Origin of the sequence: Streptomyces xylophagus (genome assembly GCF_000716435.1) — a bacterium.
GTDB classification, from domain to species: Bacteria; Actinomycetota; Actinomycetes; order Streptomycetales; family Streptomycetaceae; genus Streptomyces; species Streptomyces xylophagus.
The window spans coordinates 24,935-45,553 of the sequence record NZ_JNWO01000001.1 but is presented as its reverse complement, the minus strand read 5'-3'; the positions used below and the strand labels follow the sequence as shown (position 1 = coordinate 45,553).

Annotated in this window: 16 protein-coding genes; 8 read left to right on the top strand and 8 right to left on the bottom strand. The window is 70.7% G+C overall.

Annotated elements, in window-relative coordinates:
* Positions 1-17: 17 nt before the first annotated feature.
* The 5 genes from OO70_RS00215 to OO70_RS00195 all read right to left on the bottom strand — a co-directional run bounded on the left by OO70_RS00215 (position 18) and on the right by OO70_RS00195 (position 6,416).
* Positions 18-1,736 carry a hypothetical protein gene (locus tag OO70_RS00215; RefSeq protein ID WP_043662347.1) on the bottom strand — a complete coding sequence of 573 codons (1,719 nt, stop codon included), beginning with the start codon at positions 1,734-1,736 and terminating at the stop codon, positions 18-20.
* Between the two features lie 2 nt (positions 1,737-1,738).
* The gene (locus tag OO70_RS00210; protein ID WP_043662344.1) at positions 1,739-2,641 is read right to left on the bottom strand and encodes a carbohydrate ABC transporter permease; all 903 of its coding nucleotides are present in this window, start codon (positions 2,639-2,641) and stop codon (positions 1,739-1,741) included.
* Complete coding sequence (locus tag OO70_RS00205) at positions 2,638-3,552, bottom strand: carbohydrate ABC transporter permease (protein WP_043662342.1); 915 nt, start codon at positions 3,550-3,552, stop codon at positions 2,638-2,640. The genes OO70_RS00210 and OO70_RS00205 overlap by 4 nt, the downstream gene beginning before the upstream one ends.
* 122 nt (positions 3,553-3,674) lie before the next feature.
* Positions 3,675-4,997, bottom strand: a complete 1,323-nt coding sequence (locus OO70_RS00200; protein WP_043662340.1) for an ABC transporter substrate-binding protein — start codon at positions 4,995-4,997, stop codon at positions 3,675-3,677.
* Positions 4,998-5,273: 276 nt separating this feature from the next.
* Positions 5,274-6,416, bottom strand: a complete 1,143-nt coding sequence (locus tag OO70_RS00195; protein WP_234336643.1) for an ROK family protein — start codon at positions 6,414-6,416, stop codon at positions 5,274-5,276.
* A 293-nt stretch (positions 6,417-6,709) separates the two neighbouring features.
* Between OO70_RS00195 and OO70_RS00190 the strand changes: the two genes are divergently transcribed.
* From OO70_RS00190 to OO70_RS00170, 5 genes are all read left to right on the top strand, one after another.
* Complete coding sequence (locus tag OO70_RS00190; protein ID WP_043662335.1) at positions 6,710-7,609, top strand: N-acetylglucosamine kinase; 900 nt, start codon at positions 6,710-6,712, stop codon at positions 7,607-7,609.
* A gap of 202 nt (positions 7,610-7,811) precedes the next feature.
* Entirely contained in the window at positions 7,812-9,740 is a 1,929-nt protein-coding gene (locus OO70_RS00185; RefSeq protein ID WP_043662333.1) for a phosphatase PAP2 family protein, read from the top strand.
* A 93-nt stretch (positions 9,741-9,833) separates the two neighbouring features.
* A complete protein-coding gene (locus OO70_RS00180; RefSeq protein WP_043662331.1) occupies positions 9,834-11,558 on the top strand; it encodes an ArnT family glycosyltransferase in 1,725 nt (574 codons plus the stop codon).
* A gap of 67 nt (positions 11,559-11,625) precedes the next feature.
* A complete protein-coding gene (locus tag OO70_RS00175) occupies positions 11,626-12,546 on the top strand; it encodes a MurR/RpiR family transcriptional regulator (RefSeq protein ID WP_043662329.1) in 921 nt (306 codons plus the stop codon).
* Between the two features lie 414 nt (positions 12,547-12,960).
* On the top strand, positions 12,961-13,335 hold the full coding sequence (locus tag OO70_RS00170; protein WP_019064417.1) for a hypothetical protein: 375 nt from the start codon (positions 12,961-12,963) through the stop codon (positions 13,333-13,335).
* Positions 13,336-13,365: 30 nt separating this feature from the next.
* Here the strand turns inward: OO70_RS00170 and OO70_RS00165 are convergent, their stop codons facing one another.
* The 3 genes from OO70_RS00165 to OO70_RS00155 form a co-directional block, all read right to left on the bottom strand.
* Positions 13,366-14,019 carry a peptidoglycan-binding domain-containing protein gene (locus OO70_RS00165; RefSeq protein ID WP_043663342.1) on the bottom strand — a complete coding sequence of 218 codons (654 nt, stop codon included), beginning with the start codon at positions 14,017-14,019 and terminating at the stop codon, positions 13,366-13,368.
* Between the two features lie 87 nt (positions 14,020-14,106).
* Complete coding sequence (locus OO70_RS00160) at positions 14,107-14,943, bottom strand: ATP-grasp domain-containing protein (RefSeq protein ID WP_043662323.1); 837 nt, start codon at positions 14,941-14,943, stop codon at positions 14,107-14,109.
* A gap of 67 nt (positions 14,944-15,010) precedes the next feature.
* On the bottom strand, positions 15,011-16,102 hold the full coding sequence (locus OO70_RS00155) for a substrate-binding domain-containing protein (RefSeq protein WP_043662321.1): 1,092 nt from the start codon (positions 16,100-16,102) through the stop codon (positions 15,011-15,013).
* A 224-nt stretch (positions 16,103-16,326) separates the two neighbouring features.
* On the opposite strand from OO70_RS00155, the gene OO70_RS00150 reads away from it, so the two are divergent.
* From OO70_RS00150 to OO70_RS00140, 3 genes are all read left to right on the top strand, one after another.
* Positions 16,327-17,004 carry a TetR family transcriptional regulator gene (locus OO70_RS00150; protein ID WP_051740398.1) on the top strand — a complete coding sequence of 226 codons (678 nt, stop codon included), beginning with the start codon at positions 16,327-16,329 and terminating at the stop codon, positions 17,002-17,004.
* A 196-nt stretch (positions 17,005-17,200) separates the two neighbouring features.
* Entirely contained in the window at positions 17,201-17,614 is a 414-nt protein-coding gene (locus OO70_RS00145) for a Zn-ribbon domain-containing OB-fold protein (RefSeq protein WP_043662318.1), read from the top strand.
* Positions 17,615-17,871: 257 nt separating this feature from the next.
* Entirely contained in the window at positions 17,872-20,598 is a 2,727-nt protein-coding gene (locus OO70_RS00140) for an alpha/beta hydrolase family protein (protein WP_407702733.1), read from the top strand.
* Positions 20,599-20,619 lie beyond the last annotated feature (21 nt).

Sequence of the window (20,619 nt, the reverse complement as noted above, 5' to 3'; positions counted from 1 at the left end):
GGCGTGGGTCGTCGGGGTCAGAAGGCAGGTGCGGTGCGGTGGGCGCGCAGTGCGACGCTCAGTGTCTGGGGGCCGAGTCCACCGAGGTAGACGCGGTTCCCGGTCGTCGCGTCGGTGCCGCCCACCACCGTGTAGTCCTGCCCCGGGTCGTACCGTAGTACGTCGCTGCGGTCCGGTCCGGCGAGGGGTTCGCCTGCTTCGACGGCGACCTCGACGTGGATCTCGTCGTCACCGGCCCGGTAGGTCATCGGTCCGGTCGTCAGGCACCAGCGTCCGTCGCCGATGGGTATGGCGCCGTCTGTAACTCCCCCCGGCCGGAAGGTCAGTTCGAGGGCCCAGGGCACCTGTGGTCCGCTGATGTCGATCCGCAGGTCGGCACCGTCGTCCCGCAGGTCGACCTCGACCCGGGTCGTGTGGGAGACCTCGTCCTCAGGGCGGTCGGGGAAGGCCATCGCCGCGGAGAAGCGGCCCTCGTCCACCAGGCGGTAGGCGCCGTCGTCGCGCCTCCGGTCCTTCGGGAGCGGCTGGTAGTAGGCGGTTGTGAGGGTTTGGGTGAGCCGGTACCGGTTGTCGGCGAGCTGTTCCATGTCGGCGGCACGGAACGGGCCCAGGTCGAAGAACACCCGCGAGAGGCGGACCGCGTCAAGGACGGCGGCACCCGCGAACAGGCGCAGGAAGGTGGGGTTGCAGGCGAGGCCCGAGCGGATGCGCCGGTGCTCGGGCACGTCGGAGCCGCCGTACACCACGGTGTGCGCGGTGGCCGAGACGTGTGCGGCGAGGCGTGCGGTGGGGAGGTACCGGTCGCGCGGGAGCTTCTCCGCGTCCGGGGCCGGCAGGGCGCGGCACAGATCCGGGGTGAGGAGGGTCTGGGCGAGCAGGTCGGGGTCCTCGATGCCGTCGGCGGCCGCCAGACGGGCCGCGCGGGCGAAGTCGCCCCGGCCGGTGCGGATCGCGAGCAGCCGGTAGTGCGGCAGGTAGGGCCACAGCGCGAACGAAAGCCTCTGGTCCTGGCGCCGCGAGTGGACAGTCTCCACCGTGCCGTCCGGTGTGATGAGGTCCAGGGTCGCGGCGAGGTTGCGTTCGACGGCGTCCAGCAGGTCGGTACGCCCGAGCACCTCGGCCAGCAACAGCAGCGACGGGTTGGTCACGATGGACGCGTAGACGGCGCTGCGCTCCGAGTACAGGCCCTCCGCGTCGATGTCGACGCCCTCGGCGAGCCACTGTTCGACGCGGTCGAGCAGCCGGCCGTCGGGGAACGACCGGTGCAGGCGGGCCAGCGCCGCGGACAGTTCCCAGCGGTGGTTCGGGGTGTGCACCCCGCCGGTGAGGAGACTGGCGGAGGCGGCGCCGGCGATCTCGGCGAGCACGGCCGTGACGTCGCGCAGTTCCGGACCCGCGCCCGCCGCGAGGACGTACGCGTCGCACACGTCGTTGACGGTGAACGCGGAGTCCGGCGGTGACTGCACGTTGTCGCCGCCCGCGAAGAGGCCCGTGGCGGTCTGCGCGGCCCAGAGAGCGCCGAGGTGGGCCGTCGCGGCGACCACGGCATGCCCGCTGCCGTGCAGCGACGAGTCCGGGGAGCGGTATGCCGCGACCAGAGTCTTCACCCGGCGGGCCAGGGCACGGTGGGTGACACCGGCGAGTTGCCCGTCGGGGTCGGCCGCCAGCGGGGCGGCCGACCGGTCGGCGGCGTCGGCCACCGCGCGGACGAACTCGTGGTCGAGCGGGGTGGACAAGGTCAGTCCTTCAGGCCGGCGTTGATGTCGGCGCCCATGACGTAGCGCTGGAACACCAGGAAGATGACGATCAGCGGGATCATCGAGATGACCGAAGCGCCCAGCAGCACCGACCAGTTGATGTTCTGCGCGCCGACGATGCTCTGGATGCCGATCTGCACGGTGAACTTGTTCGGGTCGTTCAGCATCAGCAGCGGCCAGATGTAGTCGTTCCAACGCCACTGGAAGGACAGGATCGCGAGGGTCAGCATGATCGGCCGGGAGAGCGGCACCATGATCCGCAGGAAGATCGACAGTTCGCGGGCACCGTCGATGCGTGCGGCTTCCACGAGTTCGTCGGGGACCGTGATGAAGAACTGGCGGAACATGAAGCAGCCGGTCGCGGTGAGCACGGCCGGGAGGATGATGCCGGCGAACGAGTTGTAGAGACCGAGGTTGCGGACCACCAGGAACTCGGGGGCGAGCATGACCTCGGACGGCAGCATCGTGGTGGCCAGGATGCAGATGAAGAACGCCTTGAGCCACTTGTTGTCGTACTTGGCCAGCGCGTACCCGGTGCAGCAGCTGACGCCCACCGTGAGGATCGTCGTGATCACGCACACGAGGGCCGTGTTGATGAAGTACTGGGAGAAGTTGGCGCTGCGCCACGCCGCGGTGTAACCCGACAGGGTGGGGTTGTGCGGAATGAAGGTCAGCGGATAGGAGAACAGGTCGCTGGCCGGCTTGAGGGAGCTGAGGACGAACCACAGCACCGGCAGCCCGTAGAGGCACGCCAGGACCCACAGCAACGTCGTCGCGGGTACGGCCCGTCGGAGCCCACCACTGCTCGCACCACGGGGTCGCTTCTTGGAAACGGCCCGTCCGGAACCGGCGTCGACCTTGCGCGGCATGTCTGTGGTTGTCATCGGTTCTCCACCCGCCGGTTGACGATCAGCTGGATGATCGCGACGGCCATCAGGATGAGCATGAGCACGAACGATGCGGCGCTCGCGTAGCCGATCTGGCCCCGTTGGAAGCCGGTCTGATAGATGTACTGGACAAGCAGGTTGTTCGACGTTCCGGGTCCGCCGTTGTTGAGGGAGACGAACACCGGGTATTCCTTCATCGCGTTGATCGTGTTGAGCAGGATCACGATGAACGAGGTGGGCGCGATGCTCGGCAGCGTGATGCTGATGAACTGGCGCCAGGGGCCGGCGCCGTCGAGCGAGGCCGCCTCGTAGTACGACACCGGCACGTTCTTGATCGCGGCGATGAACAGCAGCATCGAGAAGCCCGTCCAGGCCCAGGACGCCGCGAACACCACCACGATCAGCGACAGGTCCGCGTTCGACTGCCACGGAACGGCCGACCCGCCGAACTTCTCGATGACGTAGTTGACCAGTCCGAAGTTCTCGCCGAACAGCCACCGCCACAGGACACCCACGACGATGGGCGACAGCAGCCACGGGATGAAGAAGATGACACGGGCGACGGACGCACCCTTGGCGTTCTTGCTCACCACCAGGTTGGCGGCGAGCAGCGAGAGCGCGAAGTTCAGCGGCACGAAGAGCACGGCGTACAGCAGCGTCCGGGTCAGCGCGTCGTAGAAGGTGGAGTCCCCGAACAGGTTGTGGTAGTTGTCCAGTCCGATGAACTGGAACGCCCCCACACCGGTGTAGTTCGTGAAGGAGTAGACGAGCCCGATCACCGCCGGCCACACGAAGAACAACGCGAAGAGCACGACGTTGGCCGCGATGAGGACGAGCGGCGCGAGGGTGTAGGTGCTGCGTCGTTTCCTGGGCGGCCTCACGGACACGTCCGCGGCGCTTTTTGTCATCTTCCTGACTTCCGTGCTGGTGGATGGATTGCTGTGGGCTCACGCCGTGAGCCCGGCATCACGTGGGCGGCCAGGGCCGGGCGGCGGTGTCTCGACCGCCGCCCGGGCCCTTGGGCCTACGATCAGCCGCCGACCGCCGTGTTGTAGCCGTCCACGATGTTGGTCAGGGCCTTGTCGACCGACTGCTGGCCGTTGATCGCCTTGCCGAGCTCCGTCTTGGTCGGGTCGGTGGCGAGGCTCTTGCCCTTCAGCACCCAGGCCGTCTGCGCGCCGTTGAAGTAGCCCGAGATCGGGGCGTACAGCGGGATCTCCTGGTTGTACAGCTTGAACGCCGCCTGCGCCGCCGCCGACTTGAAGGGGTACTTCGGGTTCAGGCCGCTCTCGACCGGGAGGAACCCGGAGGCCTGGACCAGCTCGGTGTACTGCTTGGGCGTGTACACCCAGGCCAGGAACTTCTGCGCGGCGGTGGACGCGGCGCCGTTGTTGTTGAAGCCCACCATCATGCCGCCGCTGTTGACGTCACTGGCCTGCACCGGCTGGGCGGGGGTCGGGACGCTCGCCCACTCGAACTTCTTGATGCTGTCCGCGAAGGAGGCGACCTGCCAGACACCGGACCAGTAGGCGACGACGTCACCGCTCTGGAACATGGCGGACGGGTCGGCGCCGCTGGTCCACACCGACTTCGGCATGGTCTTGTCGTCGTTGAGTCCGACGAAGTACTTCACGGCCTTCTTGGTCGCGTCGTCCACCGAGAACTTGCCGGAGGAGTCCGCGTGGACGTACTTCCCGCCCATCTCGTACACCATGGCGCGGAGCCGGGACGGCGACTGGTCGAAGGTCAGGGAGTACTTGGCGCCGGTCTTCTCGCGGACCTTGTTGGCCGCCGCGATGAACTCGGTCCAGGTCCAGGTGTCCGAGGGCGAGGCCGGGACGGCGACGCCGGCCTTCTCGAACAGCGACTTGTTGATGAAGAGACCGGACGCGGTGACGTCCGAGGGGATGGCCAGCACCTTGCCGGACGAGTCCTTGGCGAGGAAGTTGGCGTTGATGTTGTTCGCCTTGTTGTTGGCGATGGACTTGAGGTCGATCAGCTTGCTCGACCAGATCGGGTCCAGCGCCGGCACGTCGGCCACGTCGGGCAGGGAGTTGGCCTGCGCGGCATTGTGCAGCTTCGTCGGGTACCCGTCGTAGGGGATGTTGACGAGCTTGACGCTGACGCCGGTTTCCTTCTTGTACTGCGCCACCAGCTTCTTCCAGCCCGCGTCCTGCCCCGGAACCGTGGAGATCCAGAAGGTCAGCGACTTGGAGGTCCCGCCGGAGCCGGACCCCGACCCACAGGCCGAGAGCAACAGGGCTCCTGCCGCGGTCGCGGCAGCGAGGGGAACCAGGCGGCGCATGCCGCCGCGGCCGAGTCGGCTAGAGCGCCGCACACCCACAGTGGTCATCTTCGATCCCTTTTTCGTCGTAGGAGACGGAGCACGGCGCCGACCGATGCGGCACGGGTGCATTTTGCAAGAAAGTTCGCTTTCCGGGGCGCGGCCTCGCCCGGCCACGTCGTCCACGCGGGGCTGGATCCCCGGCCGTCCTGGCCGTCACCGCACGGGCACGCCCTCGTGCGGTTGCCGTACTTCGCGTACGGGCTGGGAGGCTCACCCCAAGCCGGTGTCCCGACCGACTTAGAAAGCGCTTGTCCGGACATTGGCAGACTGAGTCGGAGGCCGTCAATCCTTCGCCCCCGCACCATCGGTCACGGTTTGGACTCCTCTGGCGACGGCGAGCCGCGCGGCGCCCACCACGGTGCCGAGATCGCCGACCGTGCTGCTGACCACCTCGGTGGGCCAGCTCAGCCGCCCCAGCTCGGTCCGCACTCCGGGCAGGAGCTGCGGGTCCGCGCCCGTACTGCCCCCCAGGACGATCAGTCCCGGGTCCAGTACGGCGGCCACGGCCGCGGCGAGTCTGCCCACGTCGGCGGCGTGCCGGCCGACCAGGGCACCCGCCGTGCCGTGCCCCTGCCGGGCGAGGGCGAAGAGCTGGTCCGCGGTGCCGGGGCACGGCCCGTCCGCGTTCTTGTCGGCCCGCCAGGCCGCGGCGGCCCGACGCAGCAGCGAGCGCGCGCCGACGTACTCCTCCAGGGCCTCACGGCGCGGTTCCACGGCGTCGTCCCAGGGGTAGGGCAGCCGGGCGAGCTCACCGGCCGCGCCGTTCGCGCCGCGCAGCACATGGCCGCCGACGACGATGCCGAGACCGATACCGACGCCGATCCGCAGATAGCCGAAGGTGTGGCGGCCCCGGGCGGCGCCCTCGTGCAGCTCGGCGAGGGCGGCGCAGTTGACGTTGTTCTCCAGGTGGACGGGCACGCCCGGCGGCAGGGCGACCGTCATGGCGTCGAACACCGGGCCCGCCTTGGCGGTCGCGGGGCGCATCCCGGCGCCCGCCCGGTCCCGCGCGGCGACATCACCGACGGCCACGACGACCGTGCGCAGCGGGGTGCCGGCAGGGAGCGCGTCCAGGGCCTCGCGCACGGCGTCGGCGGCGTCCTCCCGGGATTCGGTGGCCTCCGCCAGCAGGGTGCCGTCAAGGGCGCAGCCGCGCACCCGGGTGAGGGCGGGGCCGAGGTCGACGGCGAGTACGGCGCCGGCGGCCGGGCCGAGACGGTATACGGCGGCGTTGCGTCCCGTGCCGCCGGAGGCGGTGCCGGAGTGGGCGGCGAGCCGGACGTTCTCCAGTTCCACGACGGCGGCGGACACCGTCGGCTTGGACAGGCCCGCGAGGGTCGCGAGCTGCGGCCGGGTCGCGCTGCCGGCTCTGGCCAGCACCTCGAACACCGCGCTCGCGCTCTCGGTCAGCCGAGACGCCTGCGCCACGACGTGTTCCACACTTCCCCCAGTTCACAGGCCGCGTCCCTGAGGGTGTCCGTGGGATGCGGCGACGGGATGTCCTGACGTCACGCGGGCCCGGACAGTGGTCCCCGTGGCCGAGTGCGCGATGACTCTTGACGCACTGTACTTCGTTAGTTAACTTCCTAACGAACGTCACGGTACTCGCCTGCCGTGGTCCGTCAGAAGCCCGTCCCGGGGCTTCCCTAGTGCGTCAACTTCCGTTCCCCGGACACGGTTCGCCCACCGTCGCAGCACAGCGCAACGACGAAAGAGGTTCCGTGCAGGACTTCACGCCCCTCGTGGTCGGCATCGACGTGGGTGGCACCAAGACACATCTGCGCGCCTGCGCGGGCGCGGATGTCGTCGCCGACCACATCCGTGCGAGCAGCGGCTGGCGGCCGCACGACCCCGCGACCGCCGCCGACTGGCTGACCGCACTCGTCCATGACGCCCTGCCCGCACACGCGCGCCCCTCCGCGGTCGCCGTGGGCGGGCACGCGTGCGAGACCCCCCGCCAGTGCGCCGAGATCCGGGCCGCCCTGGAAGAACGTCTCGGAGTGCCCGCACTCGTCGTGGGGGACGCCGAACTGCTCGTCCCCGCCGTCGGACTGGACAAGGGGGTCGGCCTGGTCGCCGGCACCGGCTCCGTCGCGGTGGGCCTGCTCTCCGACGGCAGCCGCCTCCAAGTCGGCGGCTGGGGCGCCGTACTCGGCGACGAGGGCGGCGCCGCCGGACTCGTCCGCGAGGCGGCCCGCGCCGCCTGGGCCGCACACGACCGCGGCGAGGCTCCGGACCCACTCGCCCTGGGACTCGTCGAGGCCTTCGGTGTGTCCGAAGTGCCCGCGCTCGGCGCCGCGTTGGAAAGCGCTTCCGACGTCTCCGCCGACTGGGGGCGCCACGCCCGCGTCGTCTTCACCGCGGCAGACGCGGGATCGCTCCTCGCGCGCGAGGTGATAGCCGAGGCCGGACAGTCCCTCGCCTCGCTCGTCGTACGGCTCGCCGAACGCGGCGTCCCCGTCGACGACGTGGTGGTCTCGGGCGGCACCGTCCTCGCCCAGCCCCGCCTGTACGACGCCCTCACCGCAGCGCTCGCCGAGCGGGTGCCGGGGGCGCGGCCGTGGCCCATCCAAGTGCCGCCCGTCGAGGGCGCGGTGGCGCTGGCCCGATCGATCCTGTGAACCGCGCAACTCCCGTTCACCCGGGGGTCATGTGACGGACGCCGAACCCCCTCCGCCGGGACACGGCCCGCCGTAAACCTTCGCACGTACGCGTCAGTAGACGTATGCGCTTTCATACGTCACACGCGCACCCCGAACCACAGCAGATCGCACGACCTCACCGGCCCCCGTGGGCCGTAGAACTCAAGAGAGGCACACACCCATGCCGTCACCCGCCGGGCACCGCACTGACGCCGGTCGACTCGCCGTGAACAGACGTGGTTTCCTCAAGACCTCGCTCGGCGCCTCGGCCGGTGTGGTCGCCGCGCCGACGCTGGTCAGCTGGCTGGCCGCCGCGGACGCCAAGGCCGCCACGGTTCCGCTCGCGTTCGTGGACGACTACAAGACGAACGTCATCGCGAATCTGACGCCCGAGACCAACGCCGTGGTCCGGATCCTCGGCGGCATGGCCCAGATATGGAAGACCGGTTCCGCCTGGAACACCGGCACCCCGCTGCGGCCCGAGATCCTGCGCGCCAACGTCCGGTACTGCGTCGACCTCACCACCCACCGCACCGAGGTCCAGGCCAAGGAGGCGTTCCTCTACGACCGCCAGCACCAGAGCTACGCGATGATCGCGGGCCTGGGTCCGCTCGCCGACCTGTACAAGTCCGGCGCCCTGGCGGTCACTTCGATCACCAGCGCCCCGGACGGCACGCCCGCCACCACGATCAGCGACGCCGTACCGGCCGGCGCGCCCGCCGGTTCCGCGCTCGGCGCCGGCTCGCACGACTCCGCGCTCGGCAAGGTCGCCGAACTGGTCGACACCCTGCGCGGCAACTACGCCTCGGGCAACCCGGGCAAGTACGCCTACCAGTACCCGCGTCCGTGGCGGATGAACGAGAAGAGCGAGGTCGTCGACACCGGCACGGTCGACGCGCTCGGCTACCCGGTCTACGACTCGAAGGTGGTCGTCGCCCCTCAACTCCTGCGCCAGCGCAGCACGTCCCCGACGGACGACGCGGGCTTCCCGAGCGGCCACACCAACGCCTTCCACCTGGCGGGCCTCGCCTACGCCTACGCCGTACCGGAGCGCTTCCAGGAACTGGTCACCCGCACCCTGGAGTTGAGCCACACCCGGATCATGGCGGGCATGCACTCCCCCGTCGACGTCATGGGCGGCCGCATCATGGCCACCGCCCTGGCCGCCGCCACCCTCGCCGACCCGGCCAACGCCACGCTGAAGGCGGCGGCACGCGCCCAGGCCCTCGCCTACTTCGAGGCGAAGACCGGGACGACGGCGGACACCCTGTACGCCTACGCCCACTCGGCGACCACCGCGACCGACCCGTACGCGGACCGGACCGCCAACGCCCGTCTGGTGAAGCCCAAGTACACCTACGTCCTGACCCGCAGCGGCCGTGACAAGCCGCTGACCGTGCCCAAGGGCGCGGAGGTGCTGCTGGAGACCCGCCAGCCGTACCTCGACGCGGCCCAGCGACGCGAGGTGCTGCGCACCACCGCGCTGCCCTCCGGTTACCTTCTGCTCGACGGCTTCGAGCAGTGGGGGCGCATCGACCTCTTCGCGGCGGCGGACGGTTACGGCGCCTTCGACTCCGACGTCGTCGTCGCCCTCGACGCGGCGGCCGGGGGCTTCGGCGCCGCCGACGCCTGGCGCAACGACATCGACGGCTGCGGCGGCCTCACCAAGCAGGGCACCGGAACGCTCACCCTGACCGGCCACAACGCGTACACCGGCGGGACCGTGCTCAAGTCCGGTGCGCTGGTGGCCGGTTCGGCACACGCGCTCGGTCACGGTGACGTGAGTGTGCTCGGCGGCGCGCTGCGGGTGTCCGAGTCCGTGCAGATCCACGGCACGTACTCCCAGCAGTCCGCCACCCTGGAGGTCACCCTGCGCTCGGGCCACCAGCCCGCCGTCGAGGTCACGCGGCGCGCGACGCTCGGCAAGGGCAGCACGCTGTCCCTGCAGCTCGACGCCGAGCACCCGCCGGCCGCGGGCTCCACGGTGCGGGTCCTGGACGCGCCCACACTGCGCGGCCAGTTCGACGACATCACGCTGAACTCGGACAAGCTGCGGGCCGTACCGGTGTATACGGCGGAAGGTCTGTCGGTACGACTCCTGAAGCGGTGACGCCCCTGGTGGCGGGAGCGATGCGACAGTAGGGCCCATGACGCGGCCCCTGATCGTTCCCGCCACCGCGCGGCCGGCCTCACCGCAGGGCGGATGATGGCGCGCGAACAGCACTCGGTCCTCGACCCCGGCGCGCTCGACGACGGCGGCGGGCAGCCGCTGCCGCGCGCGACGGCCGGCCGGTCGGCACGTCTCTACGCCGGACTGCGGCGCCGTAAGAGGTGGCTGCTGCCGCTCCTCGTGGTGGTGCTCCTCGCGCAGATGGCCGCCGTGATGATCACTACCGCCGTACAGCAGACACCGACCATCGACGAGCCGGTGTACGTGGCGACGGCCACCGTCTATCTGCGCGAGCACAGCCTCGACTACAACCCCGAGCACCCGCCCCTCGGGAAGCTGGTGATCGCCGCCGGAATCGCCCTCGCCGACCCGCACTTCGACGCCGACTACCAGGGCGATCAAGGGGAGTTGGGCCGCCATCTGCTGTACGAGTCGGGCAACGACCCCTGGCGGCTGATGTTCTGGGCCAGGCTGCCGGTGATCGTGCTGACCCTGCTGTTCGGGCTGGTCGTGTTCGCCTTCGCCCGCGAACTCGTGGGCGCGGCACGGGGGTTGGTGGCCCTCGCCCTGTACGCGTTCTCGCCCGATGTCATCGCGCACGGCTCGCTGGCCACGCTCGACGTGCCGGAGGCCGGTTTTCTGCTGACGTCGGTGTGGCTGCTGTGGCGGGCCAGGCGGCGACCTCGGCTGTACGTCCCGCTCGCCGGGGTGGCGCTCGGTGCCGCCGTGGCGACGAAGATGAGCGCCCTGCCCGCCGTACCAGTACTGATGCTGCTGGCCGTCGTGTCGGTGTGGTCCGCCCGGCGCCCGGCCGACCGTGTCTCGCGGCGGCGGGCGTTGGCCCTCGGGGTCGTCGGCGCGGCCGTGGTGGCGCTGGTGACGGTCGCCGTGGTATGGGCGTCGTATCTCGTGGTCGATCCGCGGTTGCGGTTCACGTCCACGGAACCGGTGCCCGCCGTGCACGGGGTGCGCGGGCACGTGGTCGATCTGCTGCCGTTCCCGCGGGCGTTCCTCGACGGGATGCGCATCCAGTTCGCCATGGAGGACTACCCGTGGCAGGGCTTCCTGTTCGGGCATCTCTACACCGGGTCCCACTGGTACTACCTGCCTGCCGCGTTCCTGGTGAAGACACCGCTCGGCATGCTCGCGCTGTGGGCGGCGGGCGCCGTCGCGGTGGTGGCGGTACGGCGGTTGCGGCCTGCGGCGCCGTATCTGCTCGTCCCCACCGGCGTGCTGCTGGCCACGGCGATGGACGGTTCGCGGGACTTCGGTACGCGGTACGCGATCTTCGTGCCGATGTTCCTGGCGGTCGCGGCGGCCTGTGTGCCGGCGCTGCGGTGGCGCTGGGCCGCGCCGGCCACGGGAGTGTTGGTGGCGTTCGTCGCGGTGAGTTCGCTGCTGACGTTCCCCTTCTATCTGCCGTACTCCAACGAGGCGTTCGGCGGTCCGTCGAAGACCTATCTGCGGCTGCACGACTCCAACGTGGACTGGGGCCAGGACCTCGGCCGCCTCGCCGACCGGCTCCGCGAGCGGTACGCGGGTGAGCGGATCTGGCTCGTCTACAAGGGCAGTGGTGTGCCGTCGTACTACGGCATCGAGTCGTCCGATCCGCGCAAGGTAGGGGTGCGCGAGGTGCACGGGCTGTTGGTCGTTTCGGACACTTCGATCGACAAGGCGCGGGGAAAACTGGCCGAGTTGATCGACAGCAGCCGTCCGATCGATCAAGTCGGTCATTCGATCACGATTTACCGGCGCTGATCACCCCCTGGTCACAACGCTCTGTGAGCTATGTTGAGTGGCTGTGGGAGACAAAGGAGGCGCATCGGTGCCATCGCCGCAGCAGGCACGCGCCCAGGCATCCGCGATCACCTCGGGGAAAACCGACCCGGAAGTCGAGGCGTCACCGACGTCCCAGCTCAGGGAACTCTTCGACGGGCCAAGGCTGTCACCGGGCCAGCGGCGCATCGCCCAGTACCTGATCGAGCACATCACCGAGGCCGCGTTCCTCTCCATCACCGACCTCGCGGAGCGCGTCGGCGTCAGCCAGCCCTCGGTGACCCGGTTCGCCGCGGCGGTCGGCTTCAGCGGTTACCCGGCGCTACGGGAGCGGCTCCAGGCGATCGCCCTGAGCACCCTCGCGGGCGGCCCGACGCCCGAGGAGAACCGCAGCAACGAACTGCAGGCCGCGGTCGACGCCGAGATCGAGAACCTGGAGAACCTGCGCCGCGACTTCGCCGACCCCGACCGGCTGATCGACGTCGGCCGCGAACTGTCGGCGTCCACCCCGCTGACCGTCCTCGGGCTGCGCATCTCCGTCTCGCTGGCCGAGTACTTCGCGTACGCCGCGCGCCGTATCCACCCCGATGTCCGGCTGGTGACCCGGGGCGGCAGCGTCGCCTACGACGCGATCCTCCAGTCACGCGAGGCGGGCGGCACGTGGCTGCTGGCGTTCGACATGCCCCGGCACGCGCACGAGACGCTCACCACACTCCGGGTGGCGCGCAGCGCCGGGCTCAAAGTGGCCCTCGTGACCGACCTCGCACTCGGCGCGCTCGCCGACGAGGCCGACGTCACCTTCGCCACCGGCACCGGCTCCCGCCTGGTCTTCGACTCGTACGCGGCACCCGGCGTGATGGCCTCCGCGCTGCTCCAGGCCATGACGGACGCCGATCCCGAGCGCACCCAGGCCCGCCTCGAGGACTACGAGCAGATCGCCGAACAGCACCAGTTCTTCATGCGCGACTGACCCGCCACTGCCCCACCGAACAACTTCACACCGGGACGAATCCGCCTATTTCACGCATGAATGTTTTCATACGCCTTGCAAAGCGGACGGCATATATAAATACTGCTCACGGATCGCACCCGGCCCACTCCGGGCACGTTCCGCACCCGTGAGCTCATCGCTCGCACCCGCCCCGAGAAAGCACCGGTCCGCCCATGCGCACGCAGCTCCACCCGCCGCGCCGGCGACACCCGTCCTCCGGGGCTCCTGCACGAACACCCTCAGCCGCCGTCTCCTACCCGCGTCGGCGCCAGGGGTGTTCGGTCGGGCATCGCCTGCGCGAGCGCCCAGGGCGGCCCCGGTCATCCCCTAGGCCGGGGCCGCCACACACCGTCGAACCATCCCCCGCGACGCCGCACACCGGGAAGCGATGACATGCAACTGACCACCACGCGCATCAGCCAGGACTGGCCCTGTCAGGTCAAGACGCCCGGCAGCTACGACTGGGAGCGCTCGGCGGCCAAGTGGCTCCGCGAGCTGGTGCCGGCCCGCTACGCCAGCTACCCCGCGTTCATCCGCCACCCCGTGCTGCTCGCCCGCCACGCACAGATCCAGGTCCAGCACGAGATCCGCGTCGCCCGCACCGCCCTGCAGACCGCACGGGCCGACCTGCCCGGCATCGGCCTGCCCGAGTCGGTCATCGAGCACACCATCAAGCTGTACGCCGCCGAGGTCCTCCAGCTCCAGCACATCGCGCGCAGCGTGCGAGCGGTGACCGAGGCACTGGTCGGGCACAGCACGGGACGCTGACCGGCGTCGCACTTTTGGCGAACAGCCGTCCTACTGGCCGCCGTCGAGTGTCGTGCGTGACTCCAGGTCCTTGCGGGTGTCGTCGCCGTACACGCCGCTCTCGTCGCCCCGGATGCCGTACCAGAGCTGGAAGCGGGCGACCGCCTCCTTGAGGGTCGCGTCGTACCGGCCGCCGGTGGAGCCGTTCTCGTAGACGTTCGGGATGCGCAGGAGGCGTTGCTCCAGCTCCGTCACCTCGGAGCCGCTGTCACCCTCGCGGAGGGTGCCGGCGCCGTCGGGGTCGGCCGTGGTGGTGGGCGTGGCCGACGCCACCGGGGTGGGCGTACTGACCGGCTGGACCGTGCTCGCCTCCCCCTTGCCGGGCAACAGGAGGGCGCAGGCGAAGCCGACCAGCGCGGCGGCACTCACGCCGACCACGATCGCCGCCCGGCGCAGACCGGGGCCGAAGACACCGGTGTCCGGCAGCGGATGGCGCAACTCGCTGGGAACGGGCGGCAGTTCCTCTGTCTCGGCCTCGGAGCCGAAGAACGGCCGGGGCACCGGCACGGACTCGAAGACCGAGGAGTCCCGGCGTGTCTCCCGCAGCAGCTCCGCGAGGTTGTCGGAGCGGCGGCGGCGCAGCACTCGCGAGGGTTCCAGGACCGGGCCGCCGGGCGACGATCCCGGTTCGGACGGTGTAGACACACTGCTCTCCTTCCGTTCCGCGCGCACGGCTCTCCGCCATCCCCCTGGAGAAATACGCGCGCACGGCCGCCGGAGTTCAGCGCGGCGTCACGTTCGGACGAACCGGTGCAGGGACGTCTTCAGCGCGGCGACGAAGGCGTCCCGCCGCGTGTCGTCGAGCGCCTCCAGGGAGAGGTAGGGGTTCAGGTCCTCCAGCTCGACCAACAGCAGTTCACCGTCCGGGGCGCGGCAGGCGTCGACGCGCTGGATGCCGTGGTCGACACCATTCCAGTCGATGAACCGTTGTGCGAACTCCCGGTCCGCGGGCGTGGGTTCGTACGGTTCCAGCCGCCAGCGCTGCTCGGTGTCCGGGGCATAGAGGGCGTACTGGAAGGCGTGGTCGACGAAGTAGAAGGACACCTCGTACGCGAAGTCGACGCACGGCTGGACCAGGACGCTCCCGTCGGCCAGGGCGGGGAGCCGGTCCGCCGGAACGATCTCCAGGCCTATGGAGTCGGCGCCGAGTTTGGGCTTGACCACATAACGGTCCGTGCGCGGCAGCCGGTCCAGGTCCTCGACGCGGTCCACGGTCGGGATGACGGGGAACCCGGCGGCGCTCAGATCGAGGAGGTACTGCTTCCCCGCCATGTCCGCCCGGCCCGACAGCTGGTTGTAGACGCGGGCTCCGGTGCGGATCGCGCGCTCGCGGAATCCGTCGTACTCCGCCCGGTATCCGAGCACGGGCCCGCTGTTGCGGACCACGACCGCGTCGAAGCCGTCCATCAGGGCGGCCGCGGCCAGCGGATGGCACAGTGCCAGGTCGAAGTCCTCGCGCAGCCGGGAGGTCAGGTCGATGTCCTCGTCGCAGTAGCGGCGCCCGCGTGCCGGGTACGCCAGGTCGGTGACATAGAGGATGCGAGGTCGGGTCGGGGGCGTGGCGGGCATGCCGGTTCTCCTTGGCTGAGGGTGTCGAGAGCGTTCGCGCCTAATGATCAAAACGGTCGGCCCGTGTTCACCGGGTGAGCGTTTTGCCTCCGCAGGACGAGCGGATCCTCAACTCGGGGAGCAGTTCGACGTGTTGGCGAGGGGCCGGTGGCTGTCCGCTCGCGCGCTCGGCGAGCCGTTGCAGCAGGAGTTTCGCGGCCGACTCCCCCACCGAGCGCTTCGGCGGGGCCACGGCGGTGAGCGGGACGTCGGCGAGCGGGGCGACCTCGTCGTCGTAGGCGATCAGGGCCAGGTCGTCCGGCACGCGGATGCCGCGGGCCTGAAGTCGGGGCACGAGCACGATCGCGTCCTCGTCGCTGTGGACGAGGGCGGCGGTGACATCGCGCTCGCGTACCGCGTCGACCAGGTAGTCCACGCTCGACTCGTAGTCACCGTGTTCACGGACGGACGGGGCACCCCGGGCGCCGTCGAGGCCGAGGGAGCGTACGGCCGACTCGTAGCCCGCGATGATCTGCGCGGCGTGCGGGCCCTCCTGGACCACCGCGGTGACCCTGCGGTGGCCGAGGGCGGCGAAGTGGCCGACGGCGACGGCTGCTCCGTGGGCGCGGTCGGTGCGCACCCGGTCCAGGGCGGCCGCGGGGTTGCCGGGCGGAGCGGCGCGTTCGACCAGGACGGTCGGTACGTCACGGTCGAGGAGCCACTGTTCCTGGCCGCCGACGGGTACACCTCCGGACCAGCTGGGCGCCACGAGCAGCCCCACCGCGCCGCCGGCGACGAGATGCCCGGCCTGGACGGCGTCCTCGGTGTCGACGTACCCGGACACCCCGAGCACCAGCCGGCCGCCGTGCGCCCGTACGGCCTCGCGGGCGCCGCGCACGATGTCGGCGAAGATCGAGGCCGTGGTCGGCACGATCATTCCGATCACGACACCCTCCGACGGGTCGCGCGGCGCCGGTACCTCCACGACCGCCTCGCCCGCCCACACCACCGAGCCGTGCAGCCGCCGTACCCGGCCCTGGCCGGCCAGCGCCTCCACGTCACGTCTCAAGGTGACGGCGGAGACGCCGAGTTCGGCCGCGAGTTCGGCGACCCGCAGGCTGCCGTGCTCGCGGACGAGGGCGAGCACCCGCTCATGGCGCTGGTCGACGTGAAGTCGCATGGGTCCCCCTGAACGCACAACTGGTCGCGGTCACTCTATGCCGCGGATCGTATCGACCGTCTCGATCGTCTCGACCGCACCGGTCGTATCGATCGCTGCGGTACGGCTGGTACGGCCGAGCGCTCCGAAGTACTCCAGGGGACTCGGTTCCCCGTTGGAAGCGCACTGAGTGCCATCCGTGTCGGCCTGGTGCTACGTTCCCGTCCATGAGCTCCAAGCCGCCCATGCGGGACGCCCTGGTCGCGGCCGCCTTCCAGTTGTTCCTGGAGCGGGGCTACGAACAGACCACCATCGACGACATCGTGGCGCTGGCCGGGGTCGGGCGGCGGTCGTTCTTCCGCTACTTCCCGTCGAAGGAGGACGTGGTCTTCCCCGACCACGAGCGCTGCCTGGCCGACATGACGGCCTTCCTCTCGGTCAGCGGCGACGAGCACGAGCCCGTGCAACGGGTCTGCGACGCGGCGCGGCTCGTCCTGCGGATGTACAACGAGAACCCGACGTTCTCCGTGCAGCGCTACCGGCTCACCAAGAAGGTGCCGGGGCTGCGCGCGTACGAGCTGTCGGTGGTGTGGCGCTACGAGCGCGCCCTCGCCGCCTATCTGCGCGGGCGCTTCGCCGGGCGGCGCGACGGCACCCTACAGGCGGATGTGATCGCGGCCGCCGTGGTCGCCGCGCACAACAACGCGCTGCGTTCCTGGCTGCGTTCGGACGGGCAGCGCGACGCGGGCGCCGAGGTGGACCACGCCCTGGGCTATGTGCAGACCGCCTTCGGACACCCGCCGGCGCAGCCCGCCGTGGAGCAGCGGCAGGACCCCGAGGACGTCGTGGTGGTCGTCTCCCGGCGCGGGGCACCGATGTGGCGCGTCGTCCAGGAGATCGAGGCCGCGTTCGGCCGCGACTGAATCGCCGAACTGCTCGACCGCTGAACCGCCGAACCGAAAACCCAAGGGTACAAAACCCAAGGGTACGCAGTATCTTTACGCGTGGCACTGAGTGCCATACGCTGTGGCCGTGCACGGTGGCACGGCGAACCGCGCACATGCGTGCCCGGCTCGGCCGCGCACGCGGGATTCCGGCCGAGCGCAGGGAGTTGACAGCGTGTACCACCACTCAGGATTCGCGACCCGTCCGGCAGGCGGCTCCCCGGCGGGCGTACTCGATCCGCACGCCCCGGACGGGGACACCATCCTCTTCCAGCGCTGCACCTGGTGCGGCACCGCCATGTACCACCGGCTCCTGTGCCCGGTCTGCCAGGGCGGCGACCTGCGCACGGAGCGCAGCGAGGGCACCGGTACGGTCCGCCACTCCACGGTCGTGCACCGCAACACCCCGGCCGCCCGCAACGTGTCCTTGATAGAGATGGCCGAGGGCTTCGTGGTGCGCGGCCGGGTCATCGGCCCGCCCATCGGCATCCACAGCGGCGACCGCGTCCGGCTGTCCACGGCCAAGGACCCGGTGCGCGGCGAGCCCGTCTTCCAGCTCCTCGACGAGCCGTACCGCGCCTGGCACTGACGGCGGACCCGGTCGGCCGATCGCTGGGCGGTCCCTGAACCGCCGTAGCGCGAAGCCGAGTTCGTTCCCGGCCGACGAAGATCGGCCGAATCCTCCTCCACAGGCAACCCACAGGCTCTGCTTCCCGTCCTCCGGGGCGCGAGAGGCTCCCGGGACCGACGGGACGCCTGCGCCTGGGGTCAGAGGAGGGGAACACTTTGTTCCGTGCCCGGCGAATATGGGTCACGGCCGCGGCGGTGCTCGCGGTGGCGGGAGGGATGTCCGGTTCGGCACAGGCGGTGCCACCGTCGGATACCGGACCGTTGACAGCGACGGCGACGGCCGACGACGGTGGGCTTCCGCCGGGTTGGCGGATCACCGGGAAGGGTTCCGCGCAGCAGCTGGTCTGGCGCTCGGACACGCGGGTGCCCATGGGGGACGCGCGCGTGGAGTTCCATGCCGGTGGCCGGCTCCTCGGTGTACCGAGACCCGCGAAGGACGGACGGACGTTCCGGCTCGGCCTCGGTGCCGTCGTGCCCACAAAGCTGACGGACCTTCAAGTACTCGCCTCTGGGCGGCGGTTGGACGCCGCCGGGGACACTTCCGGTTCCGGCAAGGGGCGTTCGGAGGCCGCCGCTCAGCGCCCGGCCCCGCTCCCGGCGGGCGCGATCGACCCCGGCAAGCCGGGCTCGTACCGCACGACGACCGGTGAATACACGCTCAACTCGGTCCGTCTGCCCGGGTATCCCCAGCCGATCGAGATGCAGGCCGTCGTGGTCGCGCCGAAGGGCGCCACCGGCAAGCGGCCGCTCGCGCTGTTCCTGCACGGCCGTCACTACACCTGCTACACGCCGGGCACCGAGGACATCACCGGCGACTGGCCCTGTCCCGCCGGCACCAAGTCCGTCCCGAGCTACCGGGGTTACCTGCGCGACCAGCAACTCCTGGCCTCCCAGGGCTATGTGACGGTGTCGATCTCCGCGAACGGCATCAACGCCCAGGACGCCGGTGCCGAGGACGCCGGTGCGCAGGCCCGTTCCTCGCTGGTGCGGCTGCACCTGGCCCAGTGGGCCGGCTGGTCCGCCCACCCGGAGACGGCTCCCCCGGTCGTCCGGAACGCTCCCCCGGCCGACCTCTCCCGCGTCCTGCTGATCGGCCACTCGCGCGGTGGCGAGGGCGTCAACCGGGCGGCGATGGACAGCCTCTACCCGCCGCCGGCCACCCAGGACGGCTACCACGGCCCGGTGCGCTGGAAGATCCGCGGCACCGTCCTCATCGGCCCGACGATCTTCGGCCAGAACCCGGTGGCGGACGTGCCGTCGGTGACGATCCTGCCCGGCTGCGACGGTGACGTCTCGGACCTCCAGGGCGAGGTGTACGTCGACGGCACGCGTGGAGTCAGCCGGGGTGCCGCCCTGCACAGCGCGGTCTACGTCGAGGGCGCCGACCACAACTTCTTCAACACCGAGTGGACGCCGGGCCAGGCCCAGGCACCCGCCGAGGACGACTTCTACAACGACCCCGACCAGCGGGACGCGGTGTGCTCGCCGGGCGCCGCGACCCGGCTGACCGCCGACCAGCAGCACAAGGCCGGCTCGACCTACATCGCCACGGCGGCACGGCTGTTCGTCGCCGGGGACGACCGGGCCCGCGAGCTGCTCGACGGCTCGGGCCGCCGGGCGCCCTCGGCGGACCCCGCGCGGGTCCTCACCCACGCGGTGGGCGCGAACCGTGGCGCCGGGTTCCTGCCGGACGGTCAAGTCACCGTGTCCGGCGGCAAGTTGTGCTCCGCGGTGGACCCCGACCCGGCCGTCGCCTGCCTGGGTCCCGACACCAAGGGCGGCTCTCCGCACTTCGCGTTCTGGGAGACCGGCAAGGAAGCCGGTCGCCACGCGCTCGCGCTGCGCTGGTCCGCGGCCGGTTCCCCGGTGACGGTACGCCCGAACAAGCCGGTCTCCCTCAGCGGCGCCAAGAGCCTCGCCCTTCGGGTGATCGTGCCGCCGAACACCACCGACACCCAGCTCGACGTGTCCGTGACCGACACCTCCGGCCACCGCGCGACCCTCGGCCGGGTCCGCGTCGACGGCCTGCCCGGCACCGAGCGCACCGCCTCCTACTGGGCGCGCGAGGTCCGCGTACCGCTGGCCGCCGCCTCCCACGCCGGGCTCGATCTGCGCCGGATCAAGTCCCTTGAGCTGACCCCGCGTTCGCGCTCCGGCCAGGCCTGGCTGATGGACGCCTGGGCCTGGCGCCCGGGCACTCCCGCGGTCACCGCCGCCCCGCTGCCGCGCGTCGACATCGGCCGACTCACCGTCAAGGAAGGGGACTCGGGCGTCAAGACGTACCACGTGCCCGTCCAGGTCTCCGGCCGGGGCAGCGGCCAGGTGCGGCTCTACGTCGACGACCCGGCCACCGGCCAGGACACCTCACGGCTGGTGACGGTACGACCGGGCGGCAACAACATCGACGTACCGGTGAAGGTGGAGGGCAACACCCGCTTCGACTACGGCGTCCAGCACGACATCTTCGTGAAGGCGGTGCACGGTGCCGTGGTCGGCGCCCATCGCGGTGGGGTGACCGCCGAGAACGACGATCCGATGCCCACGTTCACCGTCACGCCGGTCGCCGACCGGGTCACCGAGGGACAGCCCCTCAAGTGGAAGGTGACGCTGTCCGCGCCCGCCGACGTGGAGATCAGCGCCGCGTTCCTCGTCCAACCGGTCGCCGCGGGCCCGGAGTTGTCCACCCTGGACGTCGACCCGCAGTGGCTCAGCGAGAACTCCGGAGAGGAGCCAGCGCCGGAGCGCGCCCTGTCCAAGGTGTCGGGCCTGTCTCTCTGGACGTCCGTCCCGGCGGGACAGCTCAGCACGGAGATCAGCGTGCCCACGATCACCGACCAGGTGACCGAACAACCCGAGTCCGTGCGCTTCGTGGCCACGGACGACAACGGCGAACCGCGGAGTGGTGGACCGGAACTGACCGGCACGGTGCTCGACGCGTCGTAGCCGAACGTCGTACGAAGTGAA

Coding starts and splice junctions, on each gene's coding strand:
- OO70_RS00140 (WP_407702733.1), top strand. CDS start 17,872: ATGTCCGGTTCGGCACAGGCGGTGCCACCGTCGGATACCGGACCGTTG.
- OO70_RS00200 (WP_043662340.1), bottom strand. CDS start 4,997: ATGACCACTGTGGGTGTGCGGCGCTCTAGCCGACTCGGCCGCGGCGGC.
- OO70_RS00170 (WP_019064417.1), top strand. CDS start 12,961: ATGCAACTGACCACCACGCGCATCAGCCAGGACTGGCCCTGTCAGGTC.
- OO70_RS00150 (WP_051740398.1), top strand. CDS start 16,327: ATGCGGGACGCCCTGGTCGCGGCCGCCTTCCAGTTGTTCCTGGAGCGG.
- OO70_RS00185 (WP_043662333.1), top strand. CDS start 7,812: ATGCCGTCACCCGCCGGGCACCGCACTGACGCCGGTCGACTCGCCGTG.
- OO70_RS00155 (WP_043662321.1), bottom strand. CDS start 16,102: ATGCGACTTCACGTCGACCAGCGCCATGAGCGGGTGCTCGCCCTCGTC.
- OO70_RS00160 (WP_043662323.1), bottom strand. CDS start 14,943: ATGCCCGCCACGCCCCCGACCCGACCTCGCATCCTCTATGTCACCGAC.
- OO70_RS00210 (WP_043662344.1), bottom strand. CDS start 2,641: ATGACAACCACAGACATGCCGCGCAAGGTCGACGCCGGTTCCGGACGG.
- OO70_RS00180 (WP_043662331.1), top strand. CDS start 9,834: ATGATGGCGCGCGAACAGCACTCGGTCCTCGACCCCGGCGCGCTCGAC.
- OO70_RS00205 (WP_043662342.1), bottom strand. CDS start 3,552: ATGACAAAAAGCGCCGCGGACGTGTCCGTGAGGCCGCCCAGGAAACGA.